We start from the raw sequence: 17,544 nt of genomic DNA, 5'->3' as shown, positions 1-17,544 counted from the left end.
CATGATCGCGAGATTATTCCGCCGCAGCGACCGCTTCGCCCCACTGCTCCTCGGTCCAGACCTCGATGCCGAGGCTTTCGGCTTTCTTGAGCTTGCTGCCCGCACCGGGCCCGGCGACGAGGATATCAGTCTTGGCGCTGACCGATCCGCTGGCCTTTGCACCGAGCCGTTCGGCCTGCGCCTTGGCCTCGTCGCGGCTCATGGTTTCGAGCTTGCCGGTGAAAACGATCGTCTTGCCCGAAACCGGGCTGTCCCTGGTTTCGACCTCGTAGCGCGGCGGCTGTACCTCGCTCAGGAGATCGTCCCACACGGCCTTGTTGTGATCCTCGTGGAAGAAGTCGCCCAGCGCCTCGACCACGGCACTGCCGATCCCGTCGATCGAGGTGAGTGACTGGGCTGCATCTTCATCACCTGCACGCGCCTTTTCGGCAGTTTCACGGAGCGCGGGCAATTCGTGGAAATGCTTCATCAGGTCGCGCGCGGTAACCGCGCCGACGTGACGGATGCCGAGACCAAACAGCAGCCGCGCCGCATCGGGCTGTCGCCGCGCCTCGATGCTTTCCACAAGTTTATCCACAGACCGCTCCTGCCAGCCTTCCAGCGCGAGGATGGCGTCACGCCGCTGGTGCAGGCGATAGATATCGGCAGGGCTTTCGAGCCAGCCAAGCGCGAAGAACTGGTCGATGGTCTTCTCGCCCAGCCCGTCGATGTCGAGGGCCCCGCGACTGACGAAATGCTTCAATCTTTCCGTGCGTTGCGCAGGACATATGAGACCGCCTGTGCAGCGCACATCGACCTCGCCCTCTGCCGCCACGGCCTCGCTGTCGCATTCGGGGCAGTGATCGGGGAAGATATAGGGCTCGCGCTCGACGTCCCGCGTCAGGTTATCCACAAGCTGTGGAATAACGTCGCCCGCGCGCTGGACCACGACGCGGTCGTCCGGGCGCACGCCAAGCCGTTCGATCTCGTCGCGGTTGTGCAGGGTGACATTGGTGACGGTGACGCCGCCCACCAGGACGGGCGCGAGGCGGCCCACCGGGGTTAGCTTGCCGGTGCGGCCGACCTGGATATCGATCGCCTCCAGCGTGGTTTCGGCCTGCTCGGCAGGAAACTTGTGTGCCAGCGCCCAGCGCGGCGCCTTGGCGACGAAGCCCAGACGCTGCTGCCAGTCGAGCCGGTCGACCTTGTAGACGACGCCATCGATTTCATAAGGAAGATCGGGGCGTTGTGAGGCGATCTTGTCGTAATGTGAAAGCATCGCCTTGACGTCGTGCACGCGCGTGAAGAGCGGCGAAACGGGGACGCCCCAGCTCTCGATTGTGCGGACGACTTCTTCCTGCGTACCGCCCGGGACCTCGGAGGCCGCGCCCCAGCCATGCGCCCAGAATTTGAGCGGACGCTTTGCCGTCACGCTGGCATCCTTCTGCCGCAGCGACCCGGCGGCGGCATTGCGCGGATTGGCGAAGAGCTTGCCCCCTGCCTCCTCCTGCGCGGCATTGAGCGCATGGAAGTCGGCCTTGGACATGTAGACCTCGCCGCGGATCTCGAAGACTTCGGGCACGTCTCCGGAAAGCTGCTGCGGGATATCGGTGATATGCGCGACATTGGGCGTGACGTCCTCGCCCACCTGCCCGTCACCCCGCGTGGCGGCGCGCACCAGCCTGCCGTTTTCGTAGCGCAGCGAACAGGACAGGCCGTCGATCTTGTCCTCGGCAGTAATGGCCACCTCTTCGCCCTCGTCCAGCGCAAGGAAGCGCCGCACGCGCGCGACCCATTCCTCGACCTCCTCGGCGGAAAAGGCGTTGTCGAGGCTCATCATGCGAACCTCGTGCGTCACCTTGGACAGCGGCGAAGCGGCAATTTCGTGGCCGACAACCTTCGAAGGTGAGTCCTCGCGCACCAGGTGCGGAAATGCGGCTTCCAGTTCCGCGTTGCGCCGTACCAGCGCATCGAACTCCGGGTCCGAAATCAGCGGCGCGTCTTCGGCATGGTAGAGCTTGTTGTGCTTCGCAATCTCGCGCGCGAGACGCATCAACTCGTTCGCTGCTTCGGCTTCGCTGATATCCATGCCCGAACGTCTAAGCCGCGTTCACCGGATTCGCCATAGCCTCGCCCCTCAGGTGAGCACTATCCCCAGATCGCGTTTGGTGATCTTCCATTCGCGCCCGTTCCAGTCGAGCCAGTACCAGCTCCAGCCATGCTGGCCGTTGGCGTAATAGCCGCCCCAGGCGCTGCATCGGACGGAGGTTTCACATTCGAGTTCATGGACGTCGAACAAGGCCGCCTGGACGCCCGTGTCGCTGTCGATGATCGAAAGACCTTCCCGTTTGCAGCCACCCGAGGGCGTGAGCATGGGGAAGCGGCGGAGCAGCTTACGCTCGATCGCCGGATCAAGCGGGACGGCCACGCTGTCCTGCCGGGAGGGATCCACCTTCTCTGCAACCGCGCAAACGGTTTCGTAGGGGCGTTCATTCCACGCGAAATATTTGGCGAGCCGATATTCGAGCAAGGCGAGGTCGGGCCGGGACTGGTCCTCGTAAAAGCCTGTCGGCGCGGCATCTTCCGGCACGGCATAGCGCGGGAGTGACGGCGCGCAGGCGGCGCAGGACAGGGCGAGAAATGCAGAGATTATCTTGCGCATGCGACCTCCGTATGTTGCGGCGGGTCAACGCTTCGATGTCGATGGAGTGCCCGCGCTAGACGCCTTCGAGCAACCGGTCCGCCTGCGCCCGCGCCTCGGGCGTCACTTCGGCGCCAGACAGCATGCGCGCAATCTCTTCCTGTCGCCCGGCTTCGTCGAGCAAGGCCACGCTGGTGCGGGTGACCGTCCCGTCCGAGCTCTTCGCGATCATGTAATGCGTCTGCCCACGCGCAGCGACTTGGGGCGAGTGCGTTACGGCAAGCAATTGCCCCCCGCTCGCCAGCCTTGCAAGGCGTTCACCGATGGCGCTTGCAACTGCCCCGCCCACGCCGCGGTCGATCTCGTCGAAGATCACCGTCGCCGCCCCGCCCTGTTCGGCCAATGCGACCTTGAGCGCGAGGATGAAGCGCGAGAGTTCGCCGCCGCTGGCAATCTTGTTGAGCGGGGCGAAATCGGCACCGGGATTGGTGGCGATGAGGAATTCGACGCTGTCCATGCCGTGCGGGCCCCAGCGATCCTCGGGAAGCTCGGCCACCGCGGTTTTGAAGCGAGCAGCATCCAGTTTGAGCGGAGCCAGTTCACGGGCGACAGCCTCGTCGAGACGAAGAGCCGCCGCCACGCGGTTTGCGTGGAGCGCTTCGGCTTCGGCCTTGTAGCGCCTGCCCGCCTCCCCGGCCGCCGCCTCCAGTGCATCGAGTTCGGCCTCGCTGCCTTCGATGGAATCGAGCTGGCTGCGCATCTCGCGCATTTTCTCGGGCAGTTCGTCGACCTCGCAGCGGTGCTTGCGAGCCAGCGCGCGCAGTTCGAACAGCCGGGTCTCGGCCTCTTCCAATGCGGCGGGGTCATGCACCAGTGCCTCGGCCGCGGCCTGCAACTTGTCCTCCGCCTCGCCCGCCTCGATCACGGCGCGGTCGAGGGCCGCCAGCGCATCGGCCAGCAAGGCGTGTTCCGGCGCGATCCGGTCGAGCTTGCGCGCCGCGACCCTCAGCGATGCGAGCGGCGAGTCCGAACCTTCCCAAAGGTGGCGCAATTCCTCGAGATCGCCCGAGAGCCGTTCGCCCTTCTGCATGTCGGCGCGTGTCTCCGCGAGCCGCGCTTCCTCGCCTGCCTGCGGCTCGAGCGCAGTCAATTCGGCCAGATGCGCGAGCAGCAAATCCTGGTCGAGCTTGGCCTGCTCCACCGCCTCGCGCGCTTCCTTCAGCCGCGCCCCGGTTTCGCGCCACTTGGTCCACGCCTGCTCCACACGGACCGTATCCGCGCCCGCGAACCGGTCGAGCAGCGCCCGATGTCCGCGCGGATTGACGAGGCCGCGGTCGTCATGCTGGCCGTGGAGTTCGACAAGCGCACCGGCAATTTCACGCAGCAAGGCCACGCCGACCGACTGGTCGTTGATGAAAGCTTTGCTGCCCCCGTCCGCCTTTAGCTGGCGGCGGATGATGAGCGGTTCGCCCTTTTCGATTTCGATATCGGCATCGTCGAGCGCATCGGAGATCGCATCGGGCAGAGCGGCAAATTCGAAGCTCGCCGAAACGCTCGCCTTTTCCTCGCCAGCGCGGACCAGTCCGCTATCGGCGCGATTTCCCAGCACCAGCCCCAGCGAATCGAGCAGGATAGACTTGCCCGCCCCCGTCTCGCCCGTAAGCACGCCGAGCCCGCGCCCGAAATCGAGGTCGAGCGCCTCGATCAGCACAATATTGCGGATGGAAAGGCGGGTGAGCATTGCTGCCCCTGTAACGCAGGCGAAAGCCTACGTCACCGTTCCCCTTATGATCGACTTGTGAATAGTCGCCCGGCGCTTAGCTGGCGGAAACGCCGGCAGCATGGTCTTCGATCAGCTCGTAGGCCTTCTCGTACCATTCGTTGCCGGGATAGTTCGCGCCGAGCACGGCAGCGTATTTCACCGCTTCGGGCTTGATACCCAGTGCGAGGCTGGTCTCGACAAGGCGGTAAAGCGCCTCGGGAGCATGGCTCGTCGTCTGGTAGGTATCGATCACGTTCTGGAAGCGGATCTGCGCGGCGATCCACTTGCCCGAACGCTCGTAATAACGGCCGATCTCCATTTCCTTGCCCGCCAGGTGATCCTGCACGAGGTCGATCTTGAGCCGCGCATCGGACGCGTATTCGCTCTGCGGGAAGCGGCGATTGACTTCCTGGAGCGCCTTCAGCGCCTGTTCGGTCACCTTCTGGTCGCGCTGCACGTCGCTGATCTGCTCGTAATAGCTGAGCGCGATCAGGTAATAGGCGTAGGGCGCATCCTTGTTACCCGGATGGATGGTCAGGAAGCGCTGCGCGGTCGTCACGGTCTTGTTGTAATCGCCCGACACGTAATAGCTGAAAGCAGCCATCAGCTGGGCACGGCGGGCCCAGGGCGAATAGGGGTGCTGGCGCTCGACCTCGTCGAACAGCGCGGCGGCCAGCTTGGGGCGGCCGGTGTCGAGCAATTCCTTCGCTTCGGCGTAAAGCGTTTCCACGTCGCGCGCGACATAGGCGGTGTCCTTTGGACGGCTAGAGCCCCCTCCGCACGAGGCGGTGAACACGGTTGCGGCGGCGAGAGCGCCGAGGGCGAGCATGCGGCTGGTGCGCGAGTGGGTCGTCATGCGGGGAGCCTATAACCAGCACCCCGCTGAACGCCAAGTGAAGTTATGCCCGATTTCCCCGCTGGCCATCGGGCAGCTCCGGGGTCGCCGGCCAATCCTCCTCTTCCTCGCCCCGTGTCTTCCACAAGGAGTAGAGCACGCCGGCTGCGATCAGGGCTGCCGTAACCCCAAGGCTGATCCACGCGGGGAACTTGGCACCGCCGAGCAGGAAGTCGGCGACAAAGATCTTGCTGCCGATGAATACCAGGACAGCGGCCAGCGCGTATTTGAGGTAGTGGAACCGGTGCACCATCGCCGCGAGCGCGAAGTAGAGCGCCCGCAATCCGAGGATCGCAAAGATATTGCTGGTATAGACGATGAACGTATCGGTCGTGATCGCGAAGATCGCAGGCACGCTGTCGACCGCAAACACGAGATCGGCAAGATTGATAACCACCAGCGCCAGGAACAGCGGAGTGGCCGCACGCACCATCTTGCCCGTCTTTTCGTCGGGCACCTTCACGAAGAAATGCTGAGCATGAAGCTCCTTCGTCACCCGCATGTGCCTGCTGATCCACTGGACGACCGGATTCTTGCCGACGTCCATCGGCTCGTCACCGGCGAAGAACATCTTGATACCGGTGAAAACAAGGAACGCGGCGAAGATATACAGCACCCAGTAGGCCTGTGACAGAAGAGCCGCACCGCCCGCGATCATCAGGCCGCGCAGCACGATCACCGCCATGATACCCCACAGCAGGGCCCGGTACTGGTACTTAGGCGGAATGGCGAAATAGGTGAAAATCAGGCTGATCACGAAGACATTGTCAATCGACAGCGCCTTCTCGATGAAGAAGCCGGTGAAATATTCCATTCCCGACTGCTCGCCGCGCTCGAACCATACCCACACGCCGAACAGCAGCGCCACGCCGATGTAGAAGGCGCTCAGCTTCAGGCTTTCGCCGATACCCAGCTCGCGATCCTCCTTGTGAAGAAAGCCAAGGTCGAACGCGGTCAGGACGATCACGATGGCAAGGAATGAGGCCCAGAACCAGATTGGGGTTCCGAGCCAGTCCTGGGTGAAAAATTCCATCATTCCTTATAACTCTCGATAGGCTCCGCTGTGGCGGGAAGCGCGCTTTTGAGGAGAAAATATCCGGCAAAGGCAGCAATGGTCGATCCCGCCAGCACGCCGAGTTTGACAGCATCCACCTGCTCTGCCGTGGCGAAAGCGAGGTTGCCGATAAAGAGACTCATGGTGAAACCGATCGCAGCCAGAAGCGACAGTGCATGGATCTGGCGCCAATTCACCTCATCGGGGAGCCTGGCGAGGCCGGTCTTCACGGCAATCCAGGCGAACCCGAAGATGCCCAGCTGCTTGCCGACAAGCAGTCCGAGAGCGATGCCGAGCGGAAGTGGATCGAGCAAGGCCGATGCCTCCAGTCCAACGAGCGACACGCCGGCATTCGCGAAACCGAAGATCGGAATGACGAGGAAGGCCACCCACGGGTGCAACGCATGTTCCATCCGCTCCAGCGGGCCATGGTCGCTATTGGCATCGAGCGGGATCGTCAGGGCCGCGGCAACGCCCGCCAGGGTCGCGTGCACGCCCGACTTGAGCACGAAGGCCCACATCAGGATTGCGAGCAAGATGTAGGGGATGGTGGACTGGACCTTCGCCCTTCCGAGCGCGAGCATAATCACGAAGACAACCGCCGCCGCGCCGAGCATGCCTGTGTCGAGTTCGCCCGAATAGAACAGGGCAATGATGGTGATCGCACCGATGTCGTCGATAACCGCGATGGCGAGCAACAAAGCCTTGAGCGCAACAGGGACGCGCGGACCGAGCAATGAGAGCACACCGAGGGCGAAAGCGATATCGGTTGCAGCCGGGATCGCCCAGCCCCGAATGTTCTCGGGCGAATCGAGGTTCAGGCCGATGAAGACAAGTGCGGGAAGCGCCATGCCTCCGATCGCTGCAACAAGCGGAAGTGAGGCCTTGTTCCAGGAGGACAACTGGCCCTCCAGCACCTCGCGCTTCACTTCGAGACCGACAAGGAAGAAAAACACGGCCATCAGCCCGTCGTTGATCCACAAGAGCAAAGGCTTGTCGATAACGAAGCTGCCGATTGCAGCCACCACCGGTATCTCGAGGAAGCCGAGATATTGCGGTGCCAGGGGGGAATTGGCGATCGCCAGTGCCAATGCAGCGGCAAATATGAGGACTATGCCGCCGGCAGATTCCTTTTGCAGGAATTCACGCAGCATCGGGGCGATCGCCTGTACCATGACTTACTATCCTCGCCTATTGCTTAGCGCTTTGCCAGAACGGTTTTCTGCGTACGCAAAAGGCGATGCAGGGCGTCCTTCACGCGGAGCTTCATCCGCTTGAGGCGAGAGATTTCAAGCGTGTCCGGAGACTTTTTCAATTGCTCCAGGCGCAGTCGCTCGTCGATCTTCTGGTGGATCTGGGTAAGTCTGAAAGTGCGGGCCGTCATCGCATGTCTCCGTGATCGATAATGAAAATCGATCGGACAACCGATGGGCTAGCAGCCTGGGATGGGGGAGGGATACATTGGCCCGCCAGCACGCATCGGTTATCCGATGCGGTCCGACATCACGAACGCCTTGCAAAGAAGCGCGCTCGCCAGAGGGGCCCGGCCCGCATTGACTAAATGCGACAGGATCGATCTGGTTTCAAGAGCCTTGGAAAAATTTTGGCGGGTTCACCCCTCACCCAGTGCTTCGGGTGCATCCCAGAGAAGGTGGCGCGTCTCAAGCATGACGAGGTTGTTGCTGCGCACGATATTCCCGCGCGTCTTGTAACCCAGCAGTTGCTCGGCATCGGTGTCGGGATTGTTCGTCATCACCCGGATTTCCTCCGATGTGAAATCCGACAGGCCGCGGGCCCGCTCGATACCCTTGCTATCATAGATATGCAGCACGTCTCCGCGGGTGAAATCGCCATCCATGCTGATGACGTCGGCGCGGCAGATCGGGCGGTCGCCAATGGCAAGCGCACTGGCCACGGCTTCGCTGACAACCAGGCTGCCGGCCATCTGCAGGCGATTGGCAATCCAGCTGTCCCACCCTGAAAGCGGGTTCGGGTGCGGCAAGACCTTAGTGGCGCGTCGACTGCCGTCGAGCACGGTGGATAACGGGCGGTCGACCTCGCCCTGCGCGATCCATGTCGTGACGCCTGCTTCCTGTGCCATGTTGGCCGCCTGGAGCTTGGTTTCCATCCCGCCCGTGCCGAGCGTGCTCTTTCCACGGGTCGCTTCCATATAGGGGGCGACATCGGTCACTTCTGGGATGAATTCGGCGTCAGGGTCGTCGGGGTTGCGGTCATAGAGGCCATCGACACCGGTCAGAATGATGAGGTCGGTTGCGCCGACCATTTGCGCTACTTTGGCCGCAAGGCGGTCGTTATCGCCCACCCGGATTTCCTCAGTAGTGATCGTGTCGTTCTCGTTCACGATCGGCATTACGCGCGCTTCGAGAAGCCGGGCGACAGTGTTGCGCGTGTTGAGGAACCTGCGGTGGTCCTCGAAATCGCCCAGCGTCAGCAGGACCTGCGCGATCTCGAAGCCGAACTCGTGCCCCACCTGTTTGTAGGCATTGAGCAGAAGCGGCATGCCGCAGGCGGCGGCCGCCTGCTTGTCGGAGATCCCGGCGCTCTGGGGCGTTTCCCCGATGATGCGGAGGCCCAAGGCCACAGAACCGGAGGAGCAAAGGATAACTTCGTTTCCATCGGCGCGCAGGTGTGCGACGTCCTCGAGCAGACGCTGGAGGAAACCGTAGCGGGGCGTAAGCATTTCCTGATTAGCCAGGAGGGCCGAGCCGATCTTGACAACAATATTACGTTTTTTGGTCATAGAATGAATATGTATCTGCCTTGAAATTTCTGTGATACAACATAGATGGTAATGGTGCAGTGCACAACCAAATTTTCAATGAATACCGAATGCAGAAGTATTCACAAATACTTTGATAAATAAATGCGCAGTCGAATTGAATTAACACTACAGGCTCAAATCGCCATAAGGAACTAGAGCGTATCTTATACGCGGAAACGGATTTATACGATCATCAATTCAGTACTTATCATCGGATGCGGAAAAATGGGCTCCGCACTACTGTCACAATGGACGAGCGGCGATGAAAGTTTCACCGTCGTGGACCCAATGGCGAGCGGCCTTCCCGAAGGTGTTCGACTGGTGCGCGACCGCGATGCGATCGCCTCCGAAACCTTCGATTGCATCATCGCTGCGGTCAAGCCGCAGATGATCGACGACATCATGCCCGCCTATGCGGAGAATCTTGCGCAAAGCGGCTATGTGCTGTCGATCGCCGCAGGTTATTCGGCTGATCGCCTGTCGAAGCTCATGGGCGATGCGCCGGTCATCCGTACTATGCCGAACCTGCCTGCAGCGATTGGTCGCGGCGTGAGCGGCCTCTGCCCCGGCCCGCATGCGAGTGCCGATCACATGGCGCACGCGGAAGATTTCATGGGCCGCGCAGGCACGACCATTGTTGTGGAAACCGAAGAAAAGATCGACCGGGTGACCGCCGTCGCCGGCTCTGGCCCGGGCTATGTTTTCGAGATCGCTCGCGCCTATGCCGAAGCCGCGATGGCGCAGGGCTTTTCCGAAGACGAAGCGCGCGAAATGGTGCTCGCCACGATCGGCGGCGCAATCGCCATGGCCAGCGAGCCCGATGCACCCAGCCTCGAGGATTTGCGCAATTCGGTGACCAGCAAGGGCGGCACCACCGCCGCCGGCCTCGATGCCCTCAACGGCGATAGTGGCCTTTCCGACCGTCTGCATGCTACACTGCAGGCAGCCTACGACCGGGCGGTAGAGCTGCGCTGACCCCCAGCGCCTCCTGCCCCGCACACGAACCAAGAGAGATTTCATGAACGACCAGACACTCGACCCGCAGATCCACATCACCACGCTCGGCCGGAACGCCCGCAAGGCGGCTCAGGGCCTGCTATCGGCCAGCACCGATGCCAAGAACCTCGCTCTGCGCGAGGCGGCGAAGGCGCTGCGTGAAGCCACGTCCGAACTGCTCGAAGCCAATGCCGAGGACGTGAAGAGCGTCGAAGGCAAGAAGCCCGACAGCTTTATCGACCGCCTCAAGCTGACCGAAGACCGCATCGAAGGCATGGCCGGCGCGCTGGAGGAAATCGCCGAACTGCCCGACCCCGTCGGCCGCAGCCTCGCGACCTTCGATCGCCCCAACGGCCTCAAGATCGAACGTGTCGCCGTGCCCATCGGCGTGATCGGGATGATTTACGAAAGCCGCCCCAATGTCGGCGCCGATGCCAGCGCATTGTGCCTGAAGAGCGGCAATGCGGTGATCCTGCGCGGTGGCAGCGAAAGCCGCCATTCGACCCGCGTGATCGTCGAATGCATGCGCAAGGGGCTCGCCGCGGCGGGCCTGCCGGAAGATGCCGTCCAGACCGTCGGCACCACCAACCGCGAGGCCGTCGCAGCACTCCTCAAGGCCGACGAATATGTCGACCTCGTCATCCCGCGCGGCGGGCGCGGGCTCGTCGAGTTGGTGCGCGACCAGGCGAGCGTCCCCACCCTCCTCCACCTCGACGGCAATTGCCACAGCTACGTCCACGAGGCGGCCGATCTCGACAAGGCGGCCGAGGTCATCCGCAACGCCAAGCTGCGCCGCACCGGCGTCTGCGGCGCGACCGAGAGCATCGTGGTCGACCGCGCGGTGGCGAAGGATTTCGTCCCCCGCCTCACCGCGATCATGGGCAGCGACTGCGAATTGCGCGGCGACGAGGAAGCAGTCGCCATCGACAGCAGCATCAAGCCCGCCACCGAGGCCGACTGGAACACCGAATATCTCGACCCCATCGCATCCGTGAAGGTCGTCGACGGCCTTGACGAAGGCATCGCCTGGGTCTCCGAGCATTCCAGCCACCACACCGATGCGATCATGACCGAGGACGACGATGCCGCGCGCAAGTTCATGACCAGCATCGACAGCGCCATCGTCATGCGCAACGCCAGCACGCAGTTCGCGGACGGGGGCGAATTCGGCATGGGCGCGGAAATCGGGATCGCCACCGGCAAGATGCACGCGCGTGGCCCCGTCGGCCTCGAGCAGCTGTGCAGCTTCAAGTATCTCGTGCACGGCGACGGTCAGACCCGACCCTGATTTTTGTTTAGCCTCAAGCGCCGGCGGTCGCGTCCGCTCCCTTAGGCTTCCGCGCCATAGGGCGCGACGGCCAGTCGGCCTTTGGCTGCCGCGACCAAGAACAAGGTTAGCCGTCTAGCGCTGGTCCGGTCCGCGACCAGCGGACCGCAAGGGCGACCGCCCGCCCGCAGCGGGTGCGGCTTGCCGCACGTCTAGCGAGGACGCACCCGCGGATGCGGGTGCGGAAACAAAGAACGCGTCTCCTATTCCACTTTCCTACCGCAAGAGGGTCGGGGCATTGTCCCGGCCTTTTTCGTATGACGAGAGCCCGCATGACCCGCCGCGCCGACAATCGCGAAACCCGCCTTCCCGTCCCCGCAGGTGAACTCCCCTCCTTCACCCCCGTCCCGCGCCAGACCAGGCGCCACGACGGCTGGACCGAGGACCGCCAGCGCCGCTTCATCGAGGCGCTCGCCGATACCGGCAGCGTCCAGGCCGCCTGCCGCGCGGTCAACATGAGCACGGTGGGCGCCTACCACCTGCGCCGCCAACCGGGCGCGGAAAGCTTCCGCAAGGCCTGGCAAGCCGCGCTCGATCTCGGCGTGCAGCGGATCGAGGACGTCGCCATGGACCGCGCCCTGAACGGGGTGGAGGTGCCCGTGTACTCCTACGGCCAGCTCGTCGGCACGCGCATTTCCTATAACGACCGCCTGCTCATGTTCATGCTGAGAAACCGCGCGCCCGAGCGCTTCACCGAAGGCAAGCCCAAGGGCATGAACGCCATCGACACGATGGAGCTCACCCGCCTGCGCACCAAGTGGCGCAAGGAATGGGAGGCCGAACGCGCCGCCGAGCAGCTGCAGGAGGAAGTCGCGACGATGGCATCGATCAACGCCAAGATCGACATGATCCGCGAGAAGGAGGAGCAATGGGAAAGCCCCCGCGTCCGCGCCGCGAGGCTGGCGCTGGAAGCCGCAATCGCCGCCGATCGCGAGGAAGGCTACAGCCCGCTACGCGACCCGGAGCACCCGATGTACAGGCCCGGCCATGTCGAGGACGGCCCCCACAACGACTGGGGCATCGTCTGGGAAGACGACGAGCCGGAGGACGAGGCGGGCGACGGGGAGGACAGCGAGGAGGAGAACCCGCGCTGGCGGACGGTCAAGGATGAGGGGTGGGATTAGTCTAACGAGAAGCTCTAGTAGCGATTGACCTCACGGCCGGCGAAAGTTATCACTCTGCGGCTAGCACCACAGTTAGCAAAGTATTCCCATGGACTTCGATGTTCGCCCCCAAGGCGGAAGTGGAAAATCACCGTTCCGTTATCCGGGCGGAAAGGCTGTCCTCACCCCCAAGATTTATGACGCACTTTCGTGTAGCGACTGCGAAATTAGCGGCTATGCAGAACCTTACGCGGGTGGGGCGGGCGCAGCAATCGAACTGTTGGCGCAAAATGTTGTCGATCGACTCTATCTAAACGACGCAGATCCGAGAATTTTTGCGGCGTGGAATGCAATCCTAGATCATAACTCGCAGTTCATAGACCGTATTCGAGATACTGAAATTACTATCGATAATTGGAGACGAATGCACCAGTTGGTAGCGGACCCTCGAACTGCTGACTCTGAATTCGATCTCGGTTTTGCGACATTTTTCATGAACCGAACCAATCGTTCTGGGATCATTCTCGGGGCTGGACCTGTTGGAGGCTACGAGCAATCTGGCAAATGGAAGCTCGATGCCCGTTTCTATCGCGAAACAATGATAAAGAGAGTGGAATTTTTTGCTGACAAACGTGAGATCATCATCACGTCGAATATGGACGGCGTTAAATTCCTGAGGTCATTTAAAGCACCGTTAGCCCGTTCAACTTTCTTCTTCATTGATCCTCCTTACGTCACAGCAGGGAGTAGACTTTACCTCAACACGATGAATGAGAAAAAACACCGCGAACTCTCCAGCGCCTTGAAACGAAAGAAATCGATTAAAAACTGGATGATGACCTATGACGATCATCCTTTAATTCACGAGATATACTCGCACGCTGAGGTCGGGAGTTTCCCCATCCGTTATAGTCTTCAGAAAAAATACAATGAACGGGAGTTGCTTATCACGCCGCGAAGCAGTCTTTGATCACATCCGCTTCATCTAAAGATAAGTCTCTTAGCCCCCCAATCGTCTTGTCACGCAATTGAAGACCTAGATGCCTGTATTTTGCTGGCTCGTATGACGACACCATCCCAAGGCTGTCAATAATGTTTTCGGCGTGAAAATAGAGACAATCTTCCTCAGCGCAGTTTAAGGCATCAACCTCAGACTTTTCAAAAGGTATTGCCAAAATACCTTGAAGAGGCAAGTTTATATTGTTTTGGAAGAATCTTCTAAAACGTTCCTTCTCTCGCTGCCCCATAATTTTATTTTTTCGTTGTTGCTTCTGTATTGTCGCCCCAACAAGATGGATAATAGGAACCTGACCTTGCCGATATAGCAGCACATCCACGCCACCGTCATTGTCGTTTACCTGATTGATATCCATCGCGTCGATGTTCTTCACTACGCCACTACCGACTCGGTGCGTGACATAGCCCAGCCGTCTCAAGAGCTTTTTGACGTCGCGCGAGCTTCCAAGGTACCATGCATATCCGGGAAACTGGCCTATCGCTGAAAAGGCAGCAATTAGCTCGAACACATTCTTAAAATGACTATGGATTTTTGAGCGACTTTCGCCGTCAACAATAAGGCATTCATATGCCGAATGGCTAGCCCGAAACAGCGCCAGCCAAATGTAGCATGCAACTTGCGGCACGCATGCGAAATTCTCAACGCGACGAAGAAGGACGCCGTTTTCTAAATCCAGTTCAAGGGGATAAACAGCGCCAAGACTCTTAGATCGTTCTTTAAAAACCGAGACCAGGCGCGATAGTGTTGCCTCGCGAGCTTCGTCTTCCGCCTGCTGACGCTCTTCTAAGTACGCATCACGCTCTTCTTCGGCAACTTCGCTATTAATGTACCAATCAGTCAGCGGATCAATATCCCACTCAATGCTATCAACTCGCACCTCACCGTTGAAAAATGCAGCAAGCTCGATGGCAAAAGCGATGGTTCGAATTTCCTCTCCGGTCGCTACCGGTGCAACCTCAATCTTCATCGCTGAAAAGGGAATTCAAAGATGCAACAGCGCTTTTAACGTTTCTTTGACTCGAGATTAATCGCGCATTGGCTTTTTCCAAATCATCGGCACTGAGTTCTGGTGGGAGATCAGTAATTCCGTCAGCAACACTCTTCGAAAGTGTCGAAAGTTTTACGGTATCTGCGAGCCAATTATCTGTGAAGAAACCCGCCTCCTCAACAGCCCTCTCAAAATCTCCGGTAAGCTCCAAGGTTTCAGTTGCGTCCTGTGATGAAAGCACTTTTTGGAGTTTAGGGCGATCAGATCCTTGGCGTTGGATGAGGGGCCGATTCTTTTCGTCTCCGAAAAGCCACATCATCATATAGCGGAGATTATCGTGATGACTTTGAGGGATAGGGTCGCTGACAACCGAGGCTTCGTTTAAGGGGTCCTCCCCTAGGCCAAGATAAAATCTGACATCACGATTTGGCAACATCGTATATAGATGCGAAAAATCTAGAGAGTTCGTCTTAACCTCTAGTTCGTCCAGATAGCCAAGTTCGATGGACTGCTCGATGATCTTGAAGGCAACCAAGCTTCGGAGGATCAACTGACGTCCATCACCAAGCCTCTTACCCAAAATTTCTATTCGATTGTCGTCGTTCCCACTTGGCAGATCCATTTTTTCAAACAGTCTTACGGCGAACCTAGCTTTTGCAAGAGCGTCCCAGCTAGATGGTCCGTTAATGTGTTTGAACCCGATATAATCGTCGGCTTCGTCACGCTTCGAAACCACATTAACCGGTATTTTTTCCAGAGACTTGGTCACAAAATTGCTTTGCAACTCGGGGACGGAAATCTTCACATTCGCGAGAAGGGAAGGCTCCAAAAGCGATTTGACCGCCGCTAGGCGACGATTGCCTTCCACGACTATAAAATTGCCTCCGTCTGGAAAAGCCACCAAAGGTTCAAAGGGTTCAAACCCTTTCAACAAAATGGAGTCCCAGAGTTCGCGTAAGTTAGCCTTCTGAGCCAAAATTTCGATGGCTTCGCTTTGGCTTTCAGCTTCAGCCAAGCCAAATCGCGGATTCTCGATATCGAGAAGGAGAAATTTCGGCTCGATGTTGTCTAATTTCGCCATTCGATTTAGCCTAACATCACAAGCAAGTTTTGCAATTTCCGCAGCAAATCGCTACTCCTCCCCCATCCGCAGCGCGGCAATAAACGCTTCCTGCGGGATGCTCACATTGCCATACTCGCGCATCCTTGCCTTGCCCTTCTTCTGCTTTTCCAACAGCTTTTTCTTGCGCGTGATGTCGCCGCCGTAGCATTTGGCGGTGACGTCCTTGCGCAGGGCGGCGATGGTTTCGCGGGCGATGATCTTGCCGCCGATCGCGGCCTGGATCGGGATCTTGAACAAATGGCGCGGGATGAGGTCTTTCAGGCGTTCGCACATGCCGCGGCCGCGTTCTTCCGCCACGCTGCGGTGGACGATCAGCGATAGCGCGTCGACCGGCTCGTTGTTGACGAGGATGTTCATCTTCACGAGGTCCCCTTCGCGAAGGCCGATCTGTTCGTAATCGAAGCTGGCATAGCCGCGGCTGATGCTCTTCAGCCGGTCGTAGAAATCGAACACCACTTCGTTCAGCGGCAGCTCGTAGGTAACCTGCGCGCGGCCGCCGACATAGGTGAGGTCGGTCTGGATGCCGCGGCGGTCCTGGCACAACTTGAGGATGGCGCCGAGGTATTCGTCGGGCGTGTAGATCACCGCCTTGATCCACGGTTCCTCCACCGTCTCGATCCGGTTGACGTCGGGCCAGTCGGCGGGGTTGTGGATGTCGACGACCTTGGCGTCTTCCGTCTTGGTGTGGGCGAGGTGGACGCGGTAGACCACGGACGGGGCCGTGGTGATGAGGTCGAGGTCGTATTCGCGGCTGAGACGTTCCTGGATGATCTCCAGGTGCAGCAGGCCGAGGAAGCCGGCGCGGAAGCCGAAGCCTAGCGCGGCAGAGCTTTCCATCTCGTAGCTGAAGCTTGCATCGTTGAGGCGTAGCTTGCCGATGCTTTCGCGCAGTTTCTCGAAGTCCGCCGCGTCGACCGGGAAGAGGCCGCAGAAGACCACGGGCTGCACTTCCTTGTAGCCTTTGAGCGGGGCGGGCGCGCCGTTCTTGACCGTGGTGATGGTGTCGCCGACGCGGGCCTGTTCGACTTCCTTGATCTGCGCGGTGATGAAGCCGATTTCGCCGGGGCCGAGCTCGGGCAGATCGGTGCGCTTGGGGGTGAAGCAGCCGACGCGGTCGATCAGGTGCTGGGTGCCGCCTTGCATGAATTTGACGTTGAGGCCCTTGGTGATGACCCCGTCCATCACGCGCACGAGGATGACGACGCCGAGGTAAGGGTCGTACCATGAGTCGACGAGCATGGCCTTGAGCGGGGCCGCGCGGTCGCCCGTGGGGGCGGGAATGCGGGCGACGAGGGCTTCGAGCGTGTCCTCGATGCCGATGCCGGACTTGGCGCTGGTGAGGACGGCGTCGGAGGCGTCGAGGCCGATGATGTCCTCGATCTCGGCGCGGACCTTGTCGGGTTCGGCGGCGGGGAGGTCGATCTTGTTGATGACGGGGACGATCTCGTGGTCGTGCTCGATCGACTGGTAGACGTTGGCGAGGGTCTGGGCTTCGACGCCCTGTGCGGCATCGACGACGAGAAGTGCGCCTTCGCATGCGGCGAGGCTGCGCGAGACCTCATAGGCGAAGTCGACATGGCCGGGCGTGTCCATGAGGTTCAACTCGTAGGTTTCACCATCCTTGGCAGTGTAGTTCAGGCGCACGGTCTGCGCCTTGATGGTGATGCCGCGCTCCTTCTCGATGTCCATGTTATCAAGGACTTGCTCGGACATCTCGCGCTCGGTCAGCCCGCCGCAGTGCTGGATCAACCGGTCGGCCAGCGTGGACTTGCCGTGATCGATATGCGCGATAATCGAAAAATTGCGGATCTTGGAAAGGTCAGTCATCGCCGCGCCCTTTAGCGGCGCTGCAACTTGCTGTCAGCATCAAAGCAAG

15 protein-coding genes are annotated in these 17,544 nt (G+C 60.2%); 4 read left to right on the top strand and 11 right to left on the bottom strand.

What is annotated here, in order from left to right:
• Positions 1-13: 13 nt before the first annotated feature.
• The 8 genes from ligA to proB all read right to left on the bottom strand — a co-directional run bounded on the left by ligA (position 14) and on the right by proB (position 9,092).
• Positions 14-2,068 carry an NAD-dependent DNA ligase LigA gene (ligA, locus tag K3178_RS05705; protein ID WP_221570377.1) on the bottom strand — a complete coding sequence of 685 codons (2,055 nt, stop codon included), beginning with the start codon at positions 2,066-2,068 and terminating at the stop codon, positions 14-16.
• 48 nt (positions 2,069-2,116) lie between these two features.
• The gene (locus tag K3178_RS05700; RefSeq protein WP_221570376.1) at positions 2,117-2,641 is read right to left on the bottom strand and encodes a hypothetical protein; all 525 of its coding nucleotides are present in this window, start codon (positions 2,639-2,641) and stop codon (positions 2,117-2,119) included.
• Between the two features lie 55 nt (positions 2,642-2,696).
• Positions 2,697-4,361: a DNA repair protein RecN gene (recN, locus tag K3178_RS05695; RefSeq protein WP_221570375.1), complete on the bottom strand. Its 1,665-nt coding sequence runs from the start codon at positions 4,359-4,361 to the stop codon at positions 2,697-2,699.
• A gap of 76 nt (positions 4,362-4,437) precedes the next feature.
• Positions 4,438-5,238, bottom strand: a complete 801-nt coding sequence (locus K3178_RS05690; RefSeq protein WP_221570374.1) for an outer membrane protein assembly factor BamD — start codon at positions 5,236-5,238, stop codon at positions 4,438-4,440.
• A 43-nt stretch (positions 5,239-5,281) separates the two neighbouring features.
• Entirely contained in the window at positions 5,282-6,310 is a 1,029-nt protein-coding gene (locus K3178_RS05685; protein ID WP_221570803.1) for a TerC family protein, read from the bottom strand.
• Entirely contained in the window at positions 6,310-7,506 is a 1,197-nt protein-coding gene (nhaA, locus tag K3178_RS05680) for a Na+/H+ antiporter NhaA (protein WP_221570373.1), read from the bottom strand. Before nhaA ends, K3178_RS05685 begins: the two co-directional genes overlap by 1 nt.
• 23 nt (positions 7,507-7,529) lie before the next feature.
• A complete protein-coding gene (locus K3178_RS05675) occupies positions 7,530-7,715 on the bottom strand; it encodes a DUF465 domain-containing protein (protein ID WP_221570372.1) in 186 nt (61 codons plus the stop codon).
• Between the two features lie 228 nt (positions 7,716-7,943).
• On the bottom strand, positions 7,944-9,092 hold the full coding sequence (proB, locus tag K3178_RS05670; RefSeq protein WP_221570371.1) for a glutamate 5-kinase: 1,149 nt from the start codon (positions 9,090-9,092) through the stop codon (positions 7,944-7,946).
• A gap of 201 nt (positions 9,093-9,293) precedes the next feature.
• Between proB and K3178_RS14370 the strand changes: the two genes are divergently transcribed.
• The 4 genes from K3178_RS14370 to K3178_RS05650 all read left to right on the top strand — a co-directional run bounded on the left by K3178_RS14370 (position 9,294) and on the right by K3178_RS05650 (position 13,509).
• Positions 9,294-10,088, top strand: coding sequence for a pyrroline-5-carboxylate reductase family protein (locus K3178_RS14370; protein WP_345719869.1), 795 nt, complete (start codon positions 9,294-9,296; stop codon positions 10,086-10,088).
• Between the two features lie 43 nt (positions 10,089-10,131).
• Entirely contained in the window at positions 10,132-11,397 is a 1,266-nt protein-coding gene (locus K3178_RS05660; RefSeq protein WP_221570369.1) for a glutamate-5-semialdehyde dehydrogenase, read from the top strand.
• A 311-nt stretch (positions 11,398-11,708) separates the two neighbouring features.
• Positions 11,709-12,560 carry a hypothetical protein gene (locus K3178_RS05655; protein WP_221570368.1) on the top strand — a complete coding sequence of 284 codons (852 nt, stop codon included), beginning with the start codon at positions 11,709-11,711 and terminating at the stop codon, positions 12,558-12,560.
• An 88-nt stretch (positions 12,561-12,648) separates the two neighbouring features.
• On the top strand, positions 12,649-13,509 hold the full coding sequence (locus tag K3178_RS05650) for a DNA adenine methylase (protein ID WP_221570367.1): 861 nt from the start codon (positions 12,649-12,651) through the stop codon (positions 13,507-13,509).
• Here the strand turns inward: K3178_RS05650 and K3178_RS05645 are convergent.
• Genes K3178_RS05645 through lepA form a run of 3 tightly spaced genes read right to left on the bottom strand, consistent with a single transcriptional unit; the run spans position 13,487 to position 17,495 of the window.
• Positions 13,487-14,524, bottom strand: coding sequence for a hypothetical protein (locus tag K3178_RS05645; protein ID WP_221570366.1), 1,038 nt, complete (start codon positions 14,522-14,524; stop codon positions 13,487-13,489). The genes K3178_RS05650 and K3178_RS05645 overlap by 23 nt on opposite strands.
• Entirely contained in the window at positions 14,514-15,626 is a 1,113-nt protein-coding gene (locus K3178_RS05640) for a hypothetical protein (RefSeq protein ID WP_221570365.1), read from the bottom strand. The genes K3178_RS05645 and K3178_RS05640 overlap by 11 nt, the downstream gene beginning before the upstream one ends.
• Before the next feature lie 51 nt (positions 15,627-15,677).
• A complete protein-coding gene (lepA, locus tag K3178_RS05635) occupies positions 15,678-17,495 on the bottom strand; it encodes a translation elongation factor 4 (RefSeq protein WP_221570364.1) in 1,818 nt (605 codons plus the stop codon).
• Positions 17,496-17,544: the final 49 nt, after the last annotated feature.

The sequence above is a fragment of the Qipengyuania sphaerica genome, assembly GCF_019711595.1.
Classification (GTDB): Bacteria; Pseudomonadota; Alphaproteobacteria; order Sphingomonadales; family Sphingomonadaceae; genus Qipengyuania; species Qipengyuania sphaerica.
The sequence above is the reverse complement of the archived record's forward strand: the minus strand, read 5'-3'. Positions and strand labels throughout refer to the sequence as shown.

Bases quoted from the DNA above. Each gene is read 5' to 3' on its own strand.
- nhaA (WP_221570373.1), bottom strand. From the start codon at position 7,506: ATGGTACAGGCGATCGCCCCGATGCTGCGTGAATTCCTGCAAAAGGAA.
- lepA (WP_221570364.1), bottom strand. From the start codon at position 17,495: ATGACTGACCTTTCCAAGATCCGCAATTTTTCGATTATCGCGCATATC.
- K3178_RS05685 (WP_221570803.1), bottom strand. From the start codon at position 6,310: ATGGAATTTTTCACCCAGGACTGGCTCGGAACCCCAATCTGGTTCTGG.
- K3178_RS05700 (WP_221570376.1), bottom strand. From the start codon at position 2,641: ATGCGCAAGATAATCTCTGCATTTCTCGCCCTGTCCTGCGCCGCCTGC.
- K3178_RS05660 (WP_221570369.1), top strand. From the start codon at position 10,132: ATGAACGACCAGACACTCGACCCGCAGATCCACATCACCACGCTCGGC.
- recN (WP_221570375.1), bottom strand. From the start codon at position 4,361: ATGCTCACCCGCCTTTCCATCCGCAATATTGTGCTGATCGAGGCGCTC.
- K3178_RS05645 (WP_221570366.1), bottom strand. From the start codon at position 14,524: ATGAAGATTGAGGTTGCACCGGTAGCGACCGGAGAGGAAATTCGAACC.
- proB (WP_221570371.1), bottom strand. From the start codon at position 9,092: ATGACCAAAAAACGTAATATTGTTGTCAAGATCGGCTCGGCCCTCCTG.
- K3178_RS05640 (WP_221570365.1), bottom strand. From the start codon at position 15,626: ATGGCGAAATTAGACAACATCGAGCCGAAATTTCTCCTTCTCGATATC.
- K3178_RS05675 (WP_221570372.1), bottom strand. From the start codon at position 7,715: ATGACGGCCCGCACTTTCAGACTTACCCAGATCCACCAGAAGATCGAC.
- K3178_RS05655 (WP_221570368.1), top strand. From the start codon at position 11,709: ATGACCCGCCGCGCCGACAATCGCGAAACCCGCCTTCCCGTCCCCGCA.
- K3178_RS05650 (WP_221570367.1), top strand. From the start codon at position 12,649: ATGGACTTCGATGTTCGCCCCCAAGGCGGAAGTGGAAAATCACCGTTC.
- ligA (WP_221570377.1), bottom strand. From the start codon at position 2,068: ATGGATATCAGCGAAGCCGAAGCAGCGAACGAGTTGATGCGTCTCGCG.
- K3178_RS05690 (WP_221570374.1), bottom strand. From the start codon at position 5,238: ATGACGACCCACTCGCGCACCAGCCGCATGCTCGCCCTCGGCGCTCTC.